Origin of the sequence: Marinobacter litoralis, from assembly GCF_016427555.1 — a bacterium.
In the GTDB taxonomy this organism is placed as follows: Bacteria; Pseudomonadota; Gammaproteobacteria; order Pseudomonadales; family Oleiphilaceae; genus Marinobacter; species Marinobacter litoralis_A.
Map to the genome: position 1 here is coordinate 77,249 of NZ_JAELVS010000002.1, position 18,197 is coordinate 95,445.

The 18,197-nt window shown below is 54.9% G+C and carries 16 protein-coding genes; 13 read left to right on the forward strand and 3 right to left on the reverse strand.

Annotation, left to right across the window (positions count from 1 at the left end; all coding sequences use genetic code 11):
• Positions 1-7: 7 nt before the first annotated feature.
• Positions 8-1,063 (forward strand): class I SAM-dependent methyltransferase, encoded by a 1,056-nt coding sequence (locus JAO79_RS07955; RefSeq protein ID WP_199006736.1) that lies wholly within the window; start codon positions 8-10, stop codon positions 1,061-1,063.
• Between the two features lie 190 nt (positions 1,064-1,253).
• Positions 1,254-2,387 carry a class I SAM-dependent methyltransferase gene (locus JAO79_RS07960; protein WP_199007138.1) on the forward strand — a complete coding sequence of 378 codons (1,134 nt, stop codon included), beginning with the start codon at positions 1,254-1,256 and terminating at the stop codon, positions 2,385-2,387.
• Between the two features lie 8 nt (positions 2,388-2,395).
• On the opposite strand, the gene JAO79_RS07965 is transcribed toward JAO79_RS07960, so the two are convergent.
• Entirely contained in the window at positions 2,396-3,016 is a 621-nt protein-coding gene (locus JAO79_RS07965) for a riboflavin synthase subunit alpha (RefSeq protein WP_199006737.1), read from the reverse strand.
• Between the two features lie 148 nt (positions 3,017-3,164).
• Here JAO79_RS07965 and JAO79_RS07970 point away from each other — a divergent pair, with 148 nt between their 5' ends.
• From JAO79_RS07970 to JAO79_RS07990, 5 genes are all read left to right on the forward strand, one after another.
• A complete protein-coding gene (locus JAO79_RS07970; RefSeq protein WP_199006738.1) occupies positions 3,165-4,028 on the forward strand; it encodes a hypothetical protein in 864 nt (287 codons plus the stop codon).
• Between the two features lie 60 nt (positions 4,029-4,088).
• Entirely contained in the window at positions 4,089-4,766 is a 678-nt protein-coding gene (locus tag JAO79_RS07975) for a TetR/AcrR family transcriptional regulator (protein WP_199006739.1), read from the forward strand.
• Positions 4,767-4,857: 91 nt separating this feature from the next.
• Positions 4,858-5,322, forward strand: a complete 465-nt coding sequence (locus JAO79_RS07980) for a L,D-transpeptidase family protein (protein ID WP_413785054.1) — start codon at positions 4,858-4,860, stop codon at positions 5,320-5,322.
• Between the two features lie 23 nt (positions 5,323-5,345).
• Positions 5,346-6,593, forward strand: a complete 1,248-nt coding sequence (locus tag JAO79_RS07985) for a mechanosensitive ion channel family protein (protein ID WP_199006741.1) — start codon at positions 5,346-5,348, stop codon at positions 6,591-6,593.
• The gene (locus JAO79_RS07990) at positions 6,583-7,362 is read left to right on the forward strand and encodes an S-methyl-5'-thioinosine phosphorylase (RefSeq protein WP_227664469.1); all 780 of its coding nucleotides are present in this window, start codon (positions 6,583-6,585) and stop codon (positions 7,360-7,362) included. The genes JAO79_RS07985 and JAO79_RS07990 overlap by 11 nt, the downstream gene beginning before the upstream one ends.
• Here the strand turns inward: JAO79_RS07990 and JAO79_RS07995 are convergent.
• Both JAO79_RS07995 and mfd read right to left on the reverse strand, forming a co-directional pair.
• Positions 7,349-8,095, reverse strand: coding sequence for a CsiV family protein (locus tag JAO79_RS07995; RefSeq protein ID WP_227664470.1), 747 nt, complete (start codon positions 8,093-8,095; stop codon positions 7,349-7,351). The two genes, JAO79_RS07990 and JAO79_RS07995, sit on opposite strands and share 14 nt — an antisense overlap.
• A gap of 29 nt (positions 8,096-8,124) precedes the next feature.
• Entirely contained in the window at positions 8,125-11,658 is a 3,534-nt protein-coding gene (gene mfd / locus JAO79_RS08000; protein ID WP_199006743.1) for a transcription-repair coupling factor, read from the reverse strand.
• 252 nt (positions 11,659-11,910) lie between these two features.
• Here mfd and JAO79_RS08005 point away from each other — a divergent pair, with 252 nt between their 5' ends.
• The 6 genes from JAO79_RS08005 to nqrE all read left to right on the forward strand — a co-directional run bounded on the left by JAO79_RS08005 (position 11,911) and on the right by nqrE (position 18,174).
• Positions 11,911-13,314, forward strand: a complete 1,404-nt coding sequence (locus JAO79_RS08005) for a glyceraldehyde-3-phosphate dehydrogenase (protein WP_413785055.1) — start codon at positions 11,911-11,913, stop codon at positions 13,312-13,314.
• Between the two features lie 228 nt (positions 13,315-13,542).
• Complete coding sequence (locus tag JAO79_RS08010) at positions 13,543-14,889, forward strand: Na(+)-translocating NADH-quinone reductase subunit A (RefSeq protein WP_199006745.1); 1,347 nt, start codon at positions 13,543-13,545, stop codon at positions 14,887-14,889.
• 4 nt (positions 14,890-14,893) lie between these two features.
• Complete coding sequence (locus JAO79_RS08015) at positions 14,894-16,102, forward strand: NADH:ubiquinone reductase (Na(+)-transporting) subunit B (protein WP_199006746.1); 1,209 nt, start codon at positions 14,894-14,896, stop codon at positions 16,100-16,102.
• Positions 16,095-16,898, forward strand: a complete 804-nt coding sequence (locus tag JAO79_RS08020) for a Na(+)-translocating NADH-quinone reductase subunit C (RefSeq protein WP_199006747.1) — start codon at positions 16,095-16,097, stop codon at positions 16,896-16,898. Before JAO79_RS08015 ends, JAO79_RS08020 begins: the two co-directional genes overlap by 8 nt.
• Positions 16,899-16,900: 2 nt before the next feature.
• Positions 16,901-17,566, forward strand: coding sequence for an NADH:ubiquinone reductase (Na(+)-transporting) subunit D (locus JAO79_RS08025; protein WP_199006748.1), 666 nt, complete (start codon positions 16,901-16,903; stop codon positions 17,564-17,566).
• The gene (gene nqrE, locus JAO79_RS08030; RefSeq protein ID WP_199006749.1) at positions 17,566-18,174 is read left to right on the forward strand and encodes an NADH:ubiquinone reductase (Na(+)-transporting) subunit E; all 609 of its coding nucleotides are present in this window, start codon (positions 17,566-17,568) and stop codon (positions 18,172-18,174) included. Before JAO79_RS08025 ends, nqrE begins: the two co-directional genes overlap by 1 nt.
• The last annotated feature ends 23 nt before the right edge of the window (positions 18,175-18,197 follow it).

Below are 18,197 nucleotides of genomic sequence, written 5' to 3' on the forward strand. Positions count from 1 at the left end.
GCTTGCCATGTCTTCATTACCGAATACCCACGAAGTTCTCCTCCGAAATGCCCAATTATTGGACGGCCGCCTGGCCATATTGGGGCTTTCTGACCCCGGCCTGTTGCTGCAGTGCCCCTCCGCAGGGCTGGCGATGACAGAGCACGCGGGTGTCTACAAATCGATGGCACCCCACACAAAATGGCAACAGTGTTTTGGTTATGACACCGAGGGGCTGTCCGCCGGTGCATTTGACACGGTGATTGTGTTTTTGCCCAAAGCCCGTGCCGAGCTCACGCTGCGGTTAGCAATGGCGCAATTTCTTGGGCGTCAGGATGCAAACCTTGTGTTGATTGGTGAGAAAAAAGAGGGCATCGCCGGCGGTTCCAAGCAATTTCTTCAAGCGGTTCCAGACGGTATGAAAATAGACAGTGCCCGGCACTGTCAGGTTTGGAGTGGAACCAACAGTCAGCCCAATGACGCGTTTGTGTTGGAAGACTATCTGGAATGGACACCGATCAACTGCGCCGGTGTTGAAGTGTCTGTAGCCGGTTTGCCGGGTGTCTTCAGCAAAGGGGAGCTGGATGGAGGCACACGGCTACTGCTTGAAAACCTTGCAGAGAAGCCATTGTCAGGCGAAAAAGTGCTGGATTTTGCTTGTGGTGCCGGCGTTATTGGTAGTTGGCTTCAGGGCCATCGACGTGCTGCGGGGGTTGAGCCGGGTGTGGTCGATGGAGTGGATGTACAGGCACAAGCGGTAGCCTGCGCCAGAGCCACATACGAGAAGGCGGGAGCGTCTGGCGAGATATTCGCAGAAGATGGGCTGGCAGGCTTGAAGGGCCGCTGGCAGGCCGTCGTGACGAACCCGCCGTTTCATTCCGGGGTGAAAACCGACACCTCCATGACCGAACAGTTTATTCGGCAAGTGGCGCGGCATTTAGTGCCGGGTGGTGAGCTTCGTTTGGTGGCGAACAGCTTCTTGCCCTATGAAGCGTTGATGCAGCAGTTCATCGGGCCCGTGCAAACTCTTGTACAAGATAAGCGATTTACGGTGTATCGCGCCTTCCAACGCATGCCACGCTGAATTTCAGGCATAAAAAAACCCCTGGGGAGGGGTAAAAAAGCATGTGCAGAAAACGATCGGTCAATCGGCAGGGCGCCGAACGTCTGACCGAAAGGGGTTTTCGGCGTGAACAAGGCTAATTTAGGTGTTTTTTCTAGAGTAAACAGCCTAAAAACATTATTTATCAGAAATTAGTGAGCGAATGCCCGAGATGACCAGTGAAGTGCTTGAGATTGCCGGCCAGCGTTTGGCGATGAAGCGGCCCGGCAGTGAGGTCTCCAACCTGCGCGCGTGGGACGCCGCGGATGAACTGCTTTTAGATGAAGCACTGAATCGGCTGACCCCGAAGCACCGTGTTCTTGTGATTGACGATGCCTTTGGTGCCTTGACCCTTGGCTTGGCGGATTATTCGCCGGTTTCAGTTTCTGATAGCGCTGCATTGAGTCAGGCTCTCAAGGACAATGCGCTCCGGAATCCGAACCTGCCGTCCCCATCCGTTCCAGCCAGCTGGCTTAATCCTCCCGAAGGACCGTTTGATCTTGTTGTCCTGCGTATCCCCAGGCAGGCTGAGTATTTGGCGTGGTTACTGCGTTGGGTGAATAGTCAGTTGGCGGAGGACGGCTGCCTGCTGGCGGGTGGTATGATTAAACATCTGCCGGAACGCAGTGTGGATGTGTTTGCGGGGGCGGTGAAGACAGAAACGGTGCTACCGGCCAGAAAAAAGGCCCGGGTTGTGGTCTGTCGCCGTGGCAGCGAGACCCTGGAGGGCTGGCCTTCCGTCTGGAAAGGGTACCAGCAACACGGTGTGCCGGCGCCGGTCGAAGCCATGCCGGCGGTGTTTTCGAGAGAGCGCCTGGATATCGGTACCCGTGAACTGCTGCCATTGGTCGGGCCGGCGGTGCAGGTCCTCAAGCCTGAAGCTCGGATACTGGACCTTGCGTGCGGGAACGGCGTGTTGGGGCTCTCCGCGCTGGCGTGTCGGCCGGATGTTGCGGTGGATTTTAGTGATGTTTCGAGTCAGGCGGTGGCCAGTGCGCACCATAACCTGAGGCATTGTGCTTTTTCAGAGCGAGCACAATTACATCACAGTGACGGTGTGCCAACGGGCTGCGGTGAATTCCAGCTGATTTTACTGAATCCGCCTTTTCACGAGGGGGGCGTGGTGGGGGACCACATCGCTTTGAGGTTATTCAAACAAGCCGCGAAGCATCTTGCCGCCGATGGGCGGGTATTGATGGTGGGAAACCGGCATCTTGGCTATCACCGCTCGCTCAAGCGGTACTTCCGTTCCGTGGAGCAGCGGGCGGCGAGCCCGCGCTTTGTGGTGTTTGAAGCTGCGCTGTGATGGCCTGGTTAGACCGCCGTGGCAGGGCGGTCGTACCCCATGCGTGCCAGCGTATCGACGATGGTTTGTGTCTGGCTGTCCACTTCAATATTGACCAACTGGCCCTGCTCGATGGTGCCGAACGTTGTTGCCCGCAGCGTCTCGGGAATTAAATGGACATTAAAGCGGTTGGCTTCAACGTCACCAATGGTCAGGCTGGCGCCGTTGATGGCAACGAAGCCTTTCGGGAAGAGATACTTCATCCAATTTTCGGGTACTTCAAACCACAGTGTGACGTTGTTTTCGGTGCGAACGATGTCTGCGAGTTTCGCGGTGGTGTGGACATGCCCACTCAACAGATGCCCGCCAATTTCATCGCCAATACGTGCCGCTCGCTCGAAGTTCACGTCGTCTCCGATATTAAGCGCCCCGAGGGTCGTTAGTCGCAGCGTTTCCTGCATCGCATCGAAATAGAGTTGCAGGCCTTCTTGCCGGGTTACCGTCATACACGTGCCGTTGATGGCAACGGACGCGCCAATCGTTACCCCGTCAACTTTGTCTTCAGGAAGTTCGATAACGAGGGTGTTCAGGCCCGGTGCTGTATGAATTTCGACTACTTTGGCAATGCCCTGAACAATACCGGTAAACATAAACCGTCTCCTGAAGTGCGATGAATGGAGAAAGCATACCGGTGGCGATGACGGTTGCCAAGAAGCGCCGCGGGAGAGGGCGGCGCTCAAGTTGTCATCGCTGTGGCCGATAACCTGACTAACCAAAGCATCGAACAGTGGGAACCTCATGGCGGAAAATGCCACTACAACCTTGGCTGCAGGCGTGGATTCACCGCCCGCACAGCTTCGCGCAGGCAGACCGGCTGATCCTCTTGAAACGCCTCTGCAGGAACGCGGTGAGGGCGTGGATGCAGATCAAACAGAAGTGACGCCGGCAGACAGCGACGAGCAACCGGATTCGTCTGATGCGGGTGCTGAAGACGAACCGTCAACGCAGGACGACGAGCCCCGCAAGGCGCAATCCGAGCTGAAAAATCTCAGGTTGATGCTGCGGCAATGTGACCGCGTTCTCCTGATGGATTTCGAGTTGCTGTCGATGGCTGACTGGCCTGATAACTACTCCATGGCACAGGCACGGCGTAGCCGCGATTTGTGGTTGTTGTCTGCGATAGTGGCTGCCTCGGTTTTTCTCAGCGGACTGACTGGCATGGTTCCAGCCTGGATTGCAGGCGGTGGTTTCGGGATTTGTGTGATTATACTTTTATTAGGCATGCCGTTTATTCGCACCATCTATACCAATAAACCGTCGTATCTGGATTTGGTACTCAAACGTCAGCGCATGCTCAACGATGCGCGAAAGCATGCAGCGCATCTTGAGGGGGCCGACGGCCTGGCCTGGCAATGCGCGAGAATGGCCCGGTACAACCCGACCCTGCGCCATGGGCGCTTCAGCGACATGATTCGGCTTTCGGAGCAGCGGGTGCTTCCCCGATACTTAACCAAACGGGAGCATGTCAGGCTCTATTTGATCTACATGCTGGAAGCGGAAAGAGCGTACAACAAAATCCAGCAGGCGTTTTTTGATGGCAATCAGGCTGCAATAGATAAGGGGTGGCAAGAGGCGGCAGCGGTTCCCGAGCCGCGAGCTTGACATTATCAGCCCTCAAACGTATGTTTCAAACAGACGTTTGTTAGAGGCGCTGATAATAAAATGGCACAGTCAGATACCGTAGATCGCATTCTCGATGCAGCTGAGGAACTGTTCGCGGAGCGGGGGTTTGCAGAAACTTCGCTGCGCATGATTACCAGTAAGGCTAACGTAAATCTGGCTGCGGTCAATTACCATTTTGGCTCAAAGAAGGCTCTCATCCATGCGGTGTTTGCCCGGTTCCTGACGCCTTTTTCATCGACCTTGGAAGCCGCGTTCGATGATCTGGAAAAGAAATGCCAGGGTAACCCTCCCACCTTGAACCAGACGCTGTGGGTGTTGACCGAAAGCGCCATCCGTATGCCTCAACGCAATGAAAAGGGTATTTCGATTTTCATGCGGTTGCTGGGCCTTGCCTACACTCAATCCCAAGGCCACCTGCGCAAGTTTCTGGAGCAGGAATACGGGCAGCCATTCAGTCGTTTCATGCGACTGCTCAAAGAGGCCACTCCGGAGTTGTCTGCTGTAGACCGTTACTGGCGCATCCAGTTCATGCTGGGCGCAACTGCGTTCACCATGTCCAGCAGTGATGCCTTGATCGATATTCTTGAAAACAAGCTCGGTGTGCAGGCTTCGGTTCAGGAAATTGCCGCTCGGTTGGTGCCCTTCCTCGCTGAAGGCATGAAAGCTCCGGACAAATTGCAAGTGCCGCCTTCTCTTGCGGGCACCACGGTTGCCTGAACTCCCCGCCCTCAGGTAGGCTTCCCTCTGGTTTTCGCCCGAGGGAGCTTACGTTTTGAACGCCCCATGGCCCCAACGGGCCTATATTCATATTTCTCTCGCTGATCAGTTGCTTAGAGTGCTGACTGATGACGATTCCCTGCTGGCTAGTTACCCGGTTTCCACCGCCTTAAACGGGGCGGGGGAACAGGACGGCAGTGGTTGCACGCCCAGGGGCAGGCACTATGTGCGAGCGCGCATTGGTGAAGGTCAGCCATTGAATGCGGTGTTTCGCGGCCGACGGCCCACAGGCGAGGTATACACGCCGGAGCTTGCGGCGGCCTATCCCGATCGTGACTGGATCCTGACTCGTATACTTTGGCTGTGTGGACTGGAATGGCAGCGCAATCGCGGGCCGGGTGTCGATACCTTTCGCCGTTTCATATACATTCATGGAACACCCGATACGGAGCCGATGGGGGTACCTATGTCTCATGGCTGCGTGCGGATGCGTAACCGGGATTTGTTGGAATTATTCGAGCGTGCGCCGGTTGGTATGCACGTGAATATTGAGTGAGTTGACGAGCCCAGAGGGACAGGATGATCGGAAATATCTTGCGCGTTGTGAATGACTGGATTGAACACTTCGGCATGCTGACCGAAGGATGGCGTGCTGGCATCCTTATCTTTGCCGTGGTGTTAAGTACTGCGGTTCTGGCCTTTATCGTTAGCCGTGTTGTTCTATACCTTGAGAACAAATTCAGTCATACCAAGAATCTTTGGGACGATGCGGTGCTCCATGCGTGTCGTCGCCCGCTTGTAGCGTTTATCTGGTTGCAAGGGGTGTATTGGGCTGCAGAAATCGCCCATCACTTCTCCGACGCCGAAGTGTTCACGGCAAACGAAACCGTGCTGAAGATCGGCTTCATGTGGGTCATTGTCTGGGCCTTGTTCGGTTTGGTGAAGCAGGTCGAGAAAATACTGGTGTCGCCGGTCAAAATGCGCAAGCCAATGGATTTCACGACCGTGAATGCCATCAGCAAGCTACTGCGCGCTGTCATTATTATTACTGCCGTGCTGACGGCGCTGCAGACCCTCGGCTTTAGTATTTCAGGTGTCCTGGCCTTTGGTGGTGTGGGTGGAATTGCCGTTGGTTTTGCCGCCAAGGATTTGCTGGCCAACTTTTTTGGCGGTTTCATCATTCATCTGGACCGTCCATTCAAGGTAGGGGACTGGATCCGGTCCCCAGACCGGAATATTGAAGGAACGGTGGAGCACATCGGGTGGCGTTTAACCACCATTCGTACCTTCGATAAGCGCCCGCTGTACGTACCCAATGCGGCGTTTACCGTGATCGCGGTAGAGAACCCGTCGCGAATGACCAATCGCCGGATCTCGGAAACCATCGGGATCCGTTATGCCGATGTTCAATCAATGAAAACGATTGTTGATGAAATCCGGGATATGTTGAAGAACCACGACGAGATTGATGCCAATCAGACCTTGATCGTGAATTTCCTGGCCTTCAATGATTCCACGCTCGACATCATGATTTACACCTTCACCAAAACTACCGACTGGGTTCGCTATCACGGTATCAAGGAAGATGTACTGCTGAAGATCAGCGATATTATTGAAGGCCACGACGCGGAAGTTGCCTTCCCGACAAGAACCCTGCATTTGCCGGATGGCGTGTCTGTCAGCAATCCGGATGCAAAAGAGAAAGGCGATAAGCGCGACGACCAGGCCGCTCGCAAAAAATCGGATTACAGAGAAAATCAGGGCGAGGCCCATGCCCGTGATGACGATTCTAATTCAAGCGACGGAGGTGATGCTGATGGCGACTAATCGTCCGGTAGGAATTATCGGCGGAACGGGGCTGACTCAGCTGAGTGAACTTCAGATACTTGGCAAAGAGGCGGACAGTAACCGTTGGGGTGAGCCCTCCGACGTACTGGTTAAAGGCGTGCTGGGCGAGCAGCCCGTCGTATTTTTGGCCCGGCATGGCAATCCGCACCGTATACCGCCGCACCGGGTGAACTATCGGGCCAATCTGCAAGCGCTTTATGATGCGGGGGTTCGAACCGTTGTGGGGGTCAACGCCGTTGGTGGAATTCATAAAGCCATGGGGCCTGCCCATGTAGTGATTCCCCATCAGTTGATCGATTACACCTGGGGGCGCGCCAGTACCTTTTTCGAAGACGATCTTGAGCACGTAACCCATATCGACTTTACCCACCCTTACGATCTGGATGGGCGGGCTCTATTGATCGAAGCGGCCGAGGCGTTGGAGCTCGAGTTTTCCGATTTCGGCGTTTACGGCGCGACCCAAGGGCCGCGGCTTGAAACTGCGGCAGAAATTCGTCGTCTTGAGCAAGACGGTTGTGATCTGGTGGGAATGACGGGGATGCCCGAGGCTGTTCTGGCGGCAGAGCTGGGGATGCGTTATGTGTGCCTGGGCTTGGTGGTGAATTGGGCCGCCGGAAAATCTGACCATATCATTACAATGGAAGAGATTGAGGCGGCCATCGAGCAAGGCATGACGGGCGTCAAGCATATTCTGGAGCGCTCAATGGCCAGTTTGGGCGAGTTGGAGCCTTTGCCTAAAGTTTTCTGAAGAAGACCAGAACACCGATAGTGGGGGAGTCAATAAAATGAATTTCCTCGCTCCGCATGCGACGGGTTTCTTTGATCCAGGTGACCAGCTCGGCCGCTGCGGGCTCAACGATGGCCGGCTGAGTGGTGTCGGCCATGTCGGCAATGGAACCTGAATCCTCGGGCTCCGGGGTTTCGCCAGCGTTAGCGGGGTCAGCCGCAGGCGCCTTGGCCGCCGGTGCAGGGCCATCTTTCCAGTGATTCAGGTGAACACCTACGTGCAGGTAACGCTGCCGGTCGATTTCAATATGCCCTTCCACGGCTTTCTGCTGGGCTCCGGTGAGCCAGTCTCCGATCGCTACTCTCATAGGGGAGCCGTCGTAGTTGGGTGGAAAGCTCTGGTACCAACCAGCTGCAGCCAGCACCCGGTAGTTGCCGCTGTTTTCCAGGCGACTAGCGGCTCGCCCCAGGTGAAGTTCGTTTCGCCCGGCAAGCTTGAGGTCTGAGATACGGCGCCCGCTGGCGTCCTCTACCCAGAGCCTCTTTGCGACATCGCGTGATTCGACTTGCTTGCCCGCCATTTGTTCTTCCACGGCGTTGGGGTCAATCAGCCGTTGAAGAATCACAATCTCCGCCCGGTAGAAATTTTTGCGAGATTCCTGAGCCTGAACAGCCGTCGTGGGCAGGAATGTACACGCAAGAGCCAATAAGGCACCTGTCAGAAAGGGGGTCGAAAAGCGTTTTGTGGCTTGCAAGTGTCTCACTCCGGCTAAATCAGGTTGGTTCAGGAAGCCTTGGCTTTTGTTTCTACAGGGCCAAGTTCGGTGAGCATGGCCGAGATGGCGTCGAGTTTACCATTGGTTGAGTCATCATTCAGCCGGAAGCGGAAGCTGTTGGCCCCTTCAAGCCGGTACGCATCGGGTGAGGATTGCACTTTTTTAACCAGAATTAAGGGGTCAACCGGTGTGGTGGCGCCAAACTCCAGCCGCACCCATTCCTTGCCCGCATCCACTTTATCGATACCCAGAGCTTCCGCCATCAAGCGAAGTTGGGTTTGACGCACAAGATTTTTGGCGGGCTCCGGTAATAATCCGAAGCGATCAATCATCTCAACCTGAAGTTCTTTTAATTCGGCTTCTTCTTTCACGCTGGCAATGCGCTTGTACAGCATTAAGCGATTGTGCACGTCGGGCAGGTAGTCTTCCGGAATAATCGCCGGAATGCGGAGGTTCATTTCCGTGCCATGGCTCAGGGGGAGTTCCGCATTGGGTGTGCGGCCTTCGCGAATGGCTTTTACGGCTTCATCTAACAGCTGCATATACAGCGTGAAGCCGATGCTCTCGATTTGACCGCTTTGTTCTTCGCCTAGCAATTCACCGGCGCCACGAATCTCGAGGTCGTGGGTGGCCAGCATGAATCCAGCGCCAAGATCCTGTGCTTCCGAGATGGCGTCCAATCGTTTCCTGGCGTCGGCGGAGATGCTCTTGGGTGGCGGTGTCAGCAGATAGGCATAGGCCTGGTGATGCGAGCGGCCAACCCGGCCACGTAGCTGATGCAGTTGGGCGAGACCAAATTTATCCGCACGTTCAATAATGATGGTGTTGGCGCTGGGTACGTCGATGCCGGTTTCTACAATGGTGGTACACACCAGCACGTTGAAGCGCTTGTGGTAAAAATCTGACATCACCTGTTCCAGCTGGCGCTCCCGCATTTGCCCGTGGCCAACGCCCACCCGGGCTTCCGGGATGAGTCTGCGCAGATCTTCAGCCGTTTTCTCGATGGTCGATACATCGTTGTGCAGGAAGTACACCTGACCACCGCGAAGAATTTCACGGAGAATGGCTTCTTTCACCATGGCTTCTTCCCGCTGGCGAACGAAGGTTTTTACCGAGAGGCGGCGCGCGGGCGGCGTGGCGATAATGGACAGATCGCGCAGGTGCCCCATGGCCATGTTAAGGGTTCTCGGGATAGGTGTGGCGGTGAGGTTGAGCATGTCTACCTCCGCACGCAGCGCCTTCAGTTTTTCCTTTTGCTGCACGCCGAACCGGTGTTCTTCATCAATGATAACCAGGCCCAGATTCTTGAATTTCACATCACCCTGAAGCAGTTTATGGGTGCCAATCACGATGTCCGCCTTGCCTTCTTCGATAGCGCTCATGGCGTTACTGGTTTGGGTGCTGCTCCTGAAACGGCTTAGCAGCTCAATGGAGACCGGCGTGTCTGAGAAGCGGTCCCGGAACGATTCGTAGTGCTGTTGGGCCAGCAGCGTCGTTGGTACCAGAACGGCCACTTGTTTGCCGGACCAGGTGGCCAGAAACGCCGCGCGCATGGCAACTTCGGTTTTGCCAAAGCCGACATCGCCACACACCAGGCGGTCCATGGGCTGCTCGCTGGTCATATCTTCAAAGACGGCCTGAATGGCCACTTGCTGATCCGGGGTTTCCTCAAACGGAAAGCCCGCAGCAAAGGCGCGGTAGGCTTCTTTCGGATCTTCAAACTGGAAGCCTTTTCTGGCTTCGCGGCGAGCGTAAACATCCAGCAACTCGGCGGCGGTGTCGCGGATCTTCTCCAGTGCTTTTTGTTTGGCGTTGCTCCAGCGGTCGGTGCCCAGCTTATGCAAGGGGGCGTGTTCTTCGTCCGTTCCGGCGTAGCGCGAGATCAGATGCAGGCTGGACACCGGAACATACAGCTTGGAGCCGCCCGCGTATTCGAGCGTCAGAAATTCATTGGATTCGCCGCCGGCATTGATGGTTTCCAGGCCCTTGTAGCGGCCGACACCATGGTCGATATGAACCACCGGCGATCCGATACGGAGCTCCGAGAGGTCGCGGTAACCGGCATCATCCACTTCGGTTGGCTTTTCACGGCGACGGCGTTGAAGCACGCGTTCGCCAAACAGCGCGGTTTCAGTGATCAGAGCCAGATTTTGCTCTGGCAACACCATGCCTTGCTCCATCGGTGCGATGGTAATGGCCAGGCTGGCATTGTCGTTTCCGAGAAATTCCTGCCAGCTGGCAACGGTGCTGAGCTTCAGGTTTTGGCTCTCAAGGTTTTCAATCAATGCCTCTCGACGACCTGAGGATTCGGCGCAAATGAGTGTGCGGCCGGGGAATTCGTCAAGAAAACGTTTGAGTCGGCCGGCCGGGTCGGCAGCGCGACCGTCCATTGCAATGTCCGGCAGTGCATCGGCCGCGCAATTTGCGGAGCCGGCGCCTGACGTTTGTTCTGAGCTGCAGGTAACGCGGGGGTAGCGTTTTAACTGGCCGAAGACTTCGTCTTGAAGCAGGAAAAGCTCTGCGGGCGGCAAAATCGGGCGCAGGCGGTCGTGCCGGCGGTCTTCATGGCGAGCACGGGTTTCGCTGTCGAAGGCCTGAACCGCATCGTTAAGGCCATCTTCTGTAAATACCAAGGTGGACGCTGGCAGGTAATCGAAGAGCGTTGCCGTTTGCTCAAAGAACAGTGGCAAATAATATTCGATACCCGGCGGGGTAATGCCGTTGCTCACATCCTGGTAAACCGGTGAGTCTTTATCCGAGTGAGGGAAGTGTTCAAACCAACGGCTGCGAAACCCGGAACGTGCTTCTTTGTGCCAGGGGAATTCGTGAGCGGGTAGCAGTTCGATTTGCTCGATGCGCTCGATGGAGCGCTGCGTTTCGGGATCGAAGGTTCTCAGGGTTTCAATTTCATCGTCAAACAGGTCGATCCGGTAGGGCAGGTTGGAACCCATCGGGTAAATATCGAGAATGGCGCCTCGAACCGCGTATTCGCCGTGTTCGTAAACATTTTCAGCGTGGTGGTATCCGGCAGCTTCCAGCTGCATGCGCCAGCTATCGATGTTCAGTGTTTGCCCGGTCTTGAGCAGCAGGGTATTGCCTTGCAGGTAGCTTGGCGGGGCCAGTCGGTGCATCAGGGTCCGTGCCGGAACGATCAAAATGCCGCGATCAGTAGACGGAAGGCGGTGCAGGGTGCGAATGCGCCGGGACGTGATGTCCTGATGCGGTGAAAAAAGGTCGTAGGGCAGGGTTTCCCAATCAGGCAGCGATAGCAGCTCAAGCCCGTCTTCGGATACGGTGGCACCGTCTTCTTCGGGCGGCAGACTAAGGAAAAACCGAACCGCTTGCTCCAGGCGAATGGCCTCGTCGGTACTTCGGGTAACGACTAAGGTCAGGCCTTTGTGTTTTCTGGCGCTTTCGCAAATGGCCAGAGCTTGGCTGCAGCCCTGCAGTTGCCCCCACTTTCTGTGGTCGGCTGCCTGTGCCGGAGCTGCGGGTGCAATCAGCGTGGTGTTCGCAACGTTATTGGTTGAACCTTGAGCCATGGGCTTGGCCATCTCCTGAATTGAAGCGTCTGGGAACCGGAAGCGCATCATTCTATCGTTCAGGGATTACAGTGTCATGGTTGCCGCCTTCAAAACGGGATACACAAAGCCATTTGCCGTGAGGCCCGTTAAGTTGGATAATGTGCGCCTCAAAATTACTCCCCTGTGCTAAACGAGGTTTCAACCGTGAGTCACGACAAGATCAACCAGCATCTGTCCAACTGGACTGAAAGAGAGTCCACCGCGGAAGCTATGATTCCGCTGATCGGCCGTCTGTACCGTAAAAACAATGTAGTTACTTCTATTTACGGTCGCTCGATCATCAATCAGTCTGTGATCGATATCCTGCGGGCTCACCGTTTCGTTCGCCAGGTTGAAGACAGTGAACTGTCTGTGCACGACACCATGCCGATCCTGGAAGAAATGGATAAGCTGAATCTTGGTCGCGGGCACGTGGACATCGGTAAGCTTGCAGTCAAGTTTAAAGAAGACGGCGGCGACCTGGTTGAGTTTCTGAAGCGCGAAATCGGACCGATTGTGGGTGAGTACGAAGCTCAGTCCGTCCAAGACGCCAACAACGACACCAAAGACGTGGTTCTCTATGGTTTCGGCCGCATCGGTCGTCTTCTGGCCCGTATCCTGATCGAAAAGGCCGGTGGCGGTAATAACCTGCGCCTGCGCGCTATCGTTGTGCGTCAGGGTGGTGCCGAGAACGATCTGGAAAAACGTGCCAGCCTGCTGCGTCGTGACTCAGTGCACGGGCCGTTCAACGGTTCCATTACCGTAGACGAAGAAAACTCCGCTCTGATCGCCAACGGCAACTTCATCAAAGTTATTTACTCTGGTGGCCCGGATCAGGTGGATTACACCGAGTACGGTATCGACAACGCCATTGTTGTTGATAATACCGGTATCTGGCGCGATGAGAAGGGCCTTGGTCTGCACCTTAAATCGAAGGGTGTTAGCCGGGTTATTCTGACCGCTCCGGGCAAAGGTGATATCAAGAACATCGTTTACGGTATCAACAACGACTGGATTACCGAAGACGACAAGATTCTGTCTGCCGCGTCTTGTACCACAAATGCCATCACGCCGGTGCTGAAGGCAATCAATGACGAGTTCGGCATTGAAGACGGTCACGTTGAAACCGTGCACTCTTACACCAACGACCAGAACCTGATCGACAACTACCACAAAGGTAGTCGTCGTGGCCGTAGTGCGGCGCTGAACATGGTAATCACCGAAACCGGTGCAGCGAAAGCGGTAGCCAAGGCGTTGCCTGAGTTGAAGGGCAAGCTGAGCGGCAACGCGATTCGTGTACCGACTCCGAACGTTTCCATGGCGATTCTGAACCTGAACCTCAAAACGGACGTTGATGTGGAGAAGGTGAACGAATACCTGCGTGAAATGGCGTTGCACTCTGAGCTGCAGAAGCAGATCGACTTCGTAAACTCGCCGGAAGTGGTTTCAACCGACTTCGTTGGCTCTCGTCACGCGGGTGTGGTGGATGCTCAGGCTACCATTGCGAACGGTAAGCGTCTGATTCTGTACGTATGGTACGACAACGAATTCGGCTACAGCGCTCAGGTTATCCGTTGTGTTAACCAGATGGCTGGCGTTGATTATCCGATCTTCCCGAAGCGCGCACGCGACTAATGTCGTAGGCTCGCCCGACCGAAGCGGAACGCAAAGCCCCGGCAACGAGAGTTGCCGGGGCTTTTTCGTGTTTTTTGGCACCAAAAGCATTTTGGTTACCGGTGGAAATAGGTTTCCTTAATCTCTATAATTGGCGCGATTTTGGGTGTGTCTGGCTCCACGGTACGTTGCGCAGGAGTTGGGCGTTTAAGAATCCACAGAATAGTTTCTGATGACTGGATGAGGCTAATGATCAAGATCAAAAAAGGCCTGGATCTTCCCATCAGCGGCGCTCCCGAACAGACCATTACCGATGGCAAGCCGATTCGCCACGTGGCGCTTATTGGCTTTGACTATCACGGCATGAAGCCGACCATGGCTGTGAAAGAAGGGGACCGTGTTAAGCGCGGTACGCTGCTGTTCACGGATAAGAAGACCGAAGGCGTTCGTTACACTTCACCGGCAGCCGGTGTGGTGAAAGAAGTTAATCGCGGTGAGCGTCGGGTATTTCAGTCGGTTGTCATCGAAATCGATGGCGACGAGGCCGAAACCTATGCCCGCTACAACGACTCGGATCTCGCCGGCCTGGAACGCCAGCAAGTAGTCGACAACCTTGTTGAATCTGGCTTGTGGACAGCGTTCCGCACTCGTCCGTACAGCAAAGTTCCGGCTATCGACTCTGCTCCGAACTCCATTTTCGTATCAGTGATGGACACCAATCCGCTAGCGGCGGACCCTGCGGTGATCATTGGCGAGAACAGCCAGGCTTTTGAGAAAGGTCTGACGATTATCTCTCGCCTCACCAATGGCAAGGTGTTTGTTACCGGTAAGCCGGGCACCAACGTGTCTGTGCCGAAAGCCGATAACATCGAAGTACATCAGTTTGACGGTGTGCATCCTGCCGGTAACGTGGGCACCCACATTCATCATCTGGATCCGGTTTCTGCCAACAAGACCGTCTGGACGATCAATTACCAAGACGTGATTGATATTGCCAAACTGTTTGAAACCGGTGAAGTTCCGGTAGAGCGTATTGTGGCCATTGGCGGACCGAAAGCTCTGAAGCCTCGTCTCGTTCGTACCCGCTTGGGTGCCAGCCTGCCTGAGCTTCTGGACGGTGAAGTCGCAACCGATTGCGAGATCCGTGCGATCTCCGGTTCTGTCTTCGGTGGTCGTCGTGGTGATGGCCCTTGTGCCTATCTGGGGCGGTTCGCCAATCAGGTGTCTGTTCTGGAAGAGGGCTACAAGCGTCACTTCATGGGTTGGTTGACCCCGGGTGCCAATAAGTTCTCTGTACTGAACATCTACTTGTCCAAACTGATGGGTGGCAAGCGCTTTGATTTCACGACCACCACCAATGGTAGTGAGCGGGCGATGGTTCCTGTCGGTGCCTATGAGCAGGTGATGCCACTGGATATCCTGCCAACCCAGCTGCTGCGTGCACTGATTGTTGGTGATACTGAAGTGGCTCAGAAACTGGGCGCTCTGGAACTGGACGAAGAAGATCTCTCACTGTGCACCTTTGTGTGCCCGGGTAAATATGAATACGGTCCGATTCTCCGTGAGAACCTGACCCGAATCGAGATCGAGGGCTAACACGATGTCTATCAGACAGTATCTCGATGGTATCGAGCATCACTTTGAGAAAGGTGGCAAGTGGGAGCGCTGGTATGCGCTTTACGAAGCCGCCGATACTATTTTCTACACGCCCGGATCGGTAACCAAGACAACTTCCCACGTTCGTGACGGCGTAGATCTCAAGCGCATCATGATCACCGTGTGGTTGTGTGCCTTCCCGGCGATGTTCTTCGGTATGTGGAATATTGGCTACCAGGCCAATAACTTCCTGGCCGAGAACCCGGACGCCCTGGTGGGTGACGGTGGTCTGCGTACCGCATTTATTCAGGCTCTCGCTGTTACAGGCGCAGGAGCTGGCCTGTGGGATAACTTCGTATACGGCATGGCTTATTTCATTCCGGTATACGCAGTGACCTTCATTGTGGGTGGTTTCTGGGAAGTGCTGTTTGCAACCGTGCGTCGTCACGAAGTAAACGAAGGCTTCTTCGTAACGTCCATTCTGTTTGCTCTGATCTGCCCACCCTCTATTCCTTTGTGGCAGGTGGCTCTGGGTATCACCTTCGGTGTAGTGATCGGTAAAGAAGTCTTTGGCGGTACCGGCAAAAACTTCCTGAACCCTGCACTGACCGGTCGTGCGTTCCTGTACTTTGCGTACCCGGCTCAAATCTCTGGCGACACGGTTTGGACCGCTGTTGATGGCTTCAGTGGCGCAACCGCGCTGAGTGTGGCTGCCAGCGACGGCATCGAAGCGCTGAACCAGCAGATTGGCTGGATGAACGCGTTCATCGGGACCATTCAAGGCTCTATGGGTGAAACGTCTACCATCGCGGTTCTGATTGGCGGCTTGGCATTGATTGCCATGCGAATTGCCAGCTACCGCATTGTTGGTGGCGTGCTGATCGGTATGATCGCCATGTCCTTGCTGCTGAACCTGATTGGCTCTGAAACCAACAACATGTTCGCTGTACCGCCGCACTGGCACCTGGTTATGGGTGGTTTTGCCTTCGGTATGATGTTCATGGCAACAGATCCGGTTTCAGCGTCTATGACCAACACCGGCCGCTGGTGCTTCGGTATCCTGGTGGGTGTAATGACCGTTCTGATCCGTGTGGTTAACCCCGCATTCCCGGAAGGCATCATGTTGGCGATCCTGTTTGCTAACCTGTTCGCACCGCTGATGGATCATTACGTGGTTCAAGCTAACATCAAACGGAGGCTTGCTCGTGGCTAAAGCTAAAGAAACTGTCTCCAGAACCATTATCGTTGCGCTGGTACTGAGTATCTTTTTCTCTGTTGTGGTTTCCACCGCAGCGGTGTCGCTCCGTCCGGCCCAGGTAAAAAACCAGAACCTGGATATCAAATCCAACATTCTGGCCGCAGCGGGCATGCTGGAAGCTGGCGCAAGTGCCGATCAGATCGAAGAAACCTTTGAACTGTTCGACGTGCGCCTGGTTGACCTTGAGACTGGCGATTTCGTAGAGCCTTCTGCCGTTGATGTAGAAGATCCGATGAAGTACGACATGTACAAGGCGGCTTCCGACCCGGAGCTGAGCACCAACATCCCATCCTACGAAGACAAGGCCGGCATCAAGCGCCGCCCGAACATCGCCAAGGTATACACCCTGAGCGAAAACGGAGATCTGGTTCGTGTGGTGTTGCCGGTTCATGGTTACGGTCTGTGGTCCACTCTTTACGGTTTTGTGTCTCTTGAAGGTGACCTGAACACCATTGAAGGGCTTGGTTTCTACGCTCACGCGGAAACACCGGGCCTCGGTGGTGAAGTGGATAACCCGCGCTGGAAGCAGCAGTGGGTGGGTAAGGAGCTATACGCCGACGACCCGACCGAGCCGCAGATCAAACTGGTTAAAGGCGGTGTTAGTGCGGATGCCAAAAACAAAGAGCACAAGATTGACGCTCTTTCTGGCGCCACTCTGACCAGCCGTGGTGTGGAACAGTTGGTCAATTACTGGATGGGCGACCGTGGCTACGCGCCGTTCCTCAAGAAACTTCGTGAAGGGGAGGTCTGATCATGGCTGAAGCAAACGCCAAACAGGTTCTTTTCGAACCGATTTTCAGTAACAACCCGATCGGGCTGCAGATCCTTGGTATTTGTTCAGCGCTCGCAGTAACCACGAGCATGAGCGTCACCATCGTTATGTGCTTGTCGGTTATCGCGGTCGCCGCGTTTTCAAACCTGGCGGTATCGCTGGTACGTACCCAGATTCCGGGAAGTATCCGGATCATCGTGCAGATGACCATCATTGCCTCTCTGGTAATCGTGGTAGACCAGATCCTCAAGGCCTATGCCTACGAAATCAGCAAGCAGTTGTCGGTTTTCGTTGGTCTGATCATCACCAACTGTATCGTAATGGGTCGCGCTGAAGGCTTCGCCATGCAGAATGGCCCCTGGTTGAGCTTCGTAGACGGTATCGGTAACGGTCTTGGCTACTCGGTCATGCTGTTGTTCGTTGCCTTCTTCCGTGAGTTGCTGGGTGCGGGTTCATTGTTCGGTGTGACTCTGCTGACTCCGGTCAATGAAGGCGGCTGGTACATCACCAACGGCTTGTTGCTGTTGCCACCGAGTGCGTTCTTCATCATCGGCCTGGCCATCTGGGGTCTGCGTACCTGGAAGCCGGAGCAGGTTGAAGAGCCGGATTTCAAGATGTCCCGCCACACCCATAAGGAGGCGTTCTGATGGAGCATTATATCAGCCTGCTTCTCAAGGCAATTTTCATTGAGAACATGGCGCTCGCGTTCTTCTTGGGTATGTGTACGTTCCTGGCCATCTCCAAGAAAGTTGAAGCTGCGACCGGTTTGGGTATCGCCGTAATTGTTGTATTGACGTTGACCGTTCCGGTGAACAACCTCATCTACAACAACATCCTTCGCGAAGGTGCTTTGGCGTGGGCCGGTCTGCCTGAGGTTGACCTGAGCTTCCTGGGCCTGATCACCTACATCGGTGTTATTGCGGCGATTGTTCAGATCATGGAAATGATTCTGGACAAATACATTCCGGCTCTATACTCCGCGCTGGGTGTGTTCCTGCCACTGATCACAGTTAACTGCGCCATCATGGGTGCGGCACTGTTCATGGTAGAGCGTGACTATACCTTTAGCGAAAGTGTGGTTTACGGCTTTGGTGCGGGTGTTGGCTGGGCTTTGGCGATCATTGCTCTGGCTGGTATCCGTGAGAAGCTCAAGTACAGCGATGTTCCGGAAGGCCTGCGTGGCTTGGGGATCACCTTCATTACTGTTGGTTTGATGTCCCTTGGCTTCATGTCCTTTTCAGGGATTTCCCTGTAATTCACCCGGTGATTCGGTTTAAC

What these genes read in the sequence shown, in the direction of transcription:
- JAO79_RS08005 (WP_413785055.1), top strand. Translation starts at nt 11,911, where the DNA reads ATGATTCCGCTGATCGGCCGTCTGTACCGTAAAAACAATGTAGTTACT.
- JAO79_RS07960 (WP_199007138.1), top strand. Translation starts at nt 1,254, where the DNA reads ATGACCAGTGAAGTGCTTGAGATTGCCGGCCAGCGTTTGGCGATGAAG.
- JAO79_RS08010 (WP_199006745.1), top strand. Translation starts at nt 13,543, where the DNA reads ATGATCAAGATCAAAAAAGGCCTGGATCTTCCCATCAGCGGCGCTCCC.
- mfd (WP_199006743.1), bottom strand. Translation starts at nt 11,658, where the DNA reads ATGGCTCAAGGTTCAACCAATAACGTTGCGAACACCACGCTGATTGCA.
- JAO79_RS08015 (WP_199006746.1), top strand. Translation starts at nt 14,894, where the DNA reads ATGTCTATCAGACAGTATCTCGATGGTATCGAGCATCACTTTGAGAAA.
- JAO79_RS07965 (WP_199006737.1), bottom strand. Translation starts at nt 3,016, where the DNA reads ATGTTTACCGGTATTGTTCAGGGCATTGCCAAAGTAGTCGAAATTCAT.
- JAO79_RS08025 (WP_199006748.1), top strand. Translation starts at nt 16,901, where the DNA reads ATGGCTGAAGCAAACGCCAAACAGGTTCTTTTCGAACCGATTTTCAGT.
- JAO79_RS07990 (WP_227664469.1), top strand. Translation starts at nt 6,583, where the DNA reads ATGGCGACTAATCGTCCGGTAGGAATTATCGGCGGAACGGGGCTGACT.
- JAO79_RS07985 (WP_199006741.1), top strand. Translation starts at nt 5,346, where the DNA reads ATGATCGGAAATATCTTGCGCGTTGTGAATGACTGGATTGAACACTTC.
- nqrE (WP_199006749.1), top strand. Translation starts at nt 17,566, where the DNA reads ATGGAGCATTATATCAGCCTGCTTCTCAAGGCAATTTTCATTGAGAAC.
- JAO79_RS07970 (WP_199006738.1), top strand. Translation starts at nt 3,165, where the DNA reads ATGGCGGAAAATGCCACTACAACCTTGGCTGCAGGCGTGGATTCACCG.
- JAO79_RS07955 (WP_199006736.1), top strand. Translation starts at nt 8, where the DNA reads ATGTCTTCATTACCGAATACCCACGAAGTTCTCCTCCGAAATGCCCAA.
- JAO79_RS07975 (WP_199006739.1), top strand. Translation starts at nt 4,089, where the DNA reads ATGGCACAGTCAGATACCGTAGATCGCATTCTCGATGCAGCTGAGGAA.